Genomic DNA, 2,134 nt, shown 5'->3' with positions numbered 1-2,134 from the left:
TGGGTCGAGAAGCACCCCCAGTGGTTCCACCACCGCCCCGACGGCACGATCGCCTACGCCGAGAACCCGCCGAAGAAGTACCAGGACATCTACCCCATCGCCTTCGACGCCGACATGGACGGCCTGGTCACGGAGACGGTTCGCGTCCTGCGGCACTGGATGGAGCACGGCGTACGGATCTTCCGTGTCGACAACCCGCACACGAAGCCGGTCGTGTTCTGGGAACGCGTCATCGGGGAGATCAACCGCGCCGACCCCGACGTCCTCTTCCTGGCCGAGGCGTTCACCCGCCCCGCGATGATGCACACCCTCGCGCAGGTCGGCTTCCAGCAGTCCTACACGTACTTCACCTGGCGTAACGACAAACGGGAACTGACCGAGTACCTCACCGAGTTGTCGGGTGAGGCGGCCGCCTACATGCGGCCCAACTTCTTCCCCAACACCCCGGACATCCTGCCCGCCCATCTCCAGCAGGGCGGCCGTCCCGCCTTCGAGGCGCGGGCCGTCCTGGCGGCCACGCTCTCCCCGGCCTGGGGCATCTACAGCGGCTACGAGCTGTGTGAGAACCAGGCGTTGAAGCCGGGCGGCGAGGAGTACCTCGACTCGGAGAAGTACCAGCTCAAGCCCCGTGACTGGGAGGCGGCCGCCCGCGAGGGACGGACCATCGCCCCTCTCATCACGCGCCTCAACGACATCCGTCGCCGGCATCCCGCGCTACAGCGCCTGCGGAATCTCCGCTTCCATCAGACCGACAACGACTCCGTGCTCGCCTACAGCAAGAGCACGGGGACGGACACGGTCATCGTGGTCGTCAACCTCGACCCGCACCACACCCAGGAGGCCACGGTCTCGTTGGACATGCCGCAACTCGGCCTGGACTGGAACGCCGCCCTGTCCGTACACGACGAACTGACAGGCGAGACCTACCACTGGGGCCGGACCAACTACGTCCGTCTCAGCCCCGGCCACGCACCCGCGCACGTACTGCACGCCGCCGGGCGGGCGACGCCACAGATCGGAGGGCCTTCAGCGTCATGACCGTGAACGAACCCGTGCCGGACACTTTTGAGGACACCCCCGCCCGGGACCGCGACCCGGAGTGGTTCAAGCGCGCCGTCTTCTACGAGGTCCTGGTCCGCTCCTTCCACGACAGCGACGGCGACGGCATCGGCGACCTCAAGGGCCTCACCGCCAAGCTGGACTATCTCCAGTGGCTCGGCGTCGACTGCCTGTGGCTGCCGCCGTTCTTCAAGTCCCCGCTGCGGGACGGCGGTTACGACGTGGCCGACTACACGTCGGTGCTGCCGGAGTTCGGGGACCTCGCGGACTTCGTCGAGTTCGTGGACGCCGCCCACCAGCGCGGGATGCGCGTCGTCATCGACTTCGTCATGAACCACACGAGCGATCAGCACCCGTGGTTCCAGGAGTCCCGCAAGGACCCCGAAGGCCCGTACGGCGACTACTACATGTGGGCCGACGACGACAAGCAGTACCAGGACGCGCGGATCATCTTCGTGGACACCGAGGTCTCCAACTGGACCTTCGACCCGGTGCGCGGCCAGTACTTCTTCCACCGCTTCTTCTCGCACCAGCCCGACCTGAACTACGAGAACCCGGCCGTCCAGGAGGAGATCCTGGCCGCGCTCAAGTTCTGGCTGGACCTGGGCATCGACGGCTTCCGCCTCGACGCGGTGCCGTACCTCTACGCCCAGGACGGCACCAACTGCGAGAACCTGCCCGCCACGCACGAGTTCCTGAGGCGTGTCCGGCGCGAGATCGACACGCAGTACCCGGACACCGTGCTCCTGGCGGAGGCGAACCAGTGGCCGGAGGACGTGGTCGACTACTTCGGCGACTACGAAGTCGGCGGCGACGAATGCCACATGGCGTTCCACTTCCCGGTCATGCCGCGCATCTTCATGGCCGTACGCCGCGAGTCCCGCTACCCGGTCTCCGAGATCCTCGCCAAGACCCCTTCCATCCCGTCGAGTTGCCAGTGGGGCATCTTCCTGCGCAACCACGACGAGCTGACCCTGGAGATGGTCACCGACGAGGAACGCGACTACATGTGGGCCGAGTACGCGAAGGACCCGCGTATGCGCGCCAACATCGGCATCCGCCGCCGCCTCGCGCC

2 protein-coding genes are annotated in these 2,134 nt (G+C 66.7%); both read left to right on the top strand.

Going from position 1 to position 2,134, the window contains the following annotated elements; genetic code table 11:
- On the top strand, window positions 1-1,038 hold a 1,038-nt coding region (locus tag GTW40_RS15310; RefSeq protein ID WP_202485923.1), incomplete at its 5' end, for an alpha-glucosidase C-terminal domain-containing protein.
- The coding region (locus tag GTW40_RS15305) for an alpha-amylase family glycosyl hydrolase (RefSeq protein WP_237525527.1) at window positions 1,035-2,134 on the top strand (1,100 nt) is incomplete at its 3' end. The genes GTW40_RS15310 and GTW40_RS15305, both read left to right, overlap by 4 nt.

This window comes from Streptomyces sp. SID4985 (genome assembly GCF_009863025.1).
Classification (GTDB): Bacteria; Actinomycetota; Actinomycetes; order Streptomycetales; family Streptomycetaceae; genus Streptomyces.
This window is presented reverse-complemented; position numbering and strand designations above follow the sequence as displayed.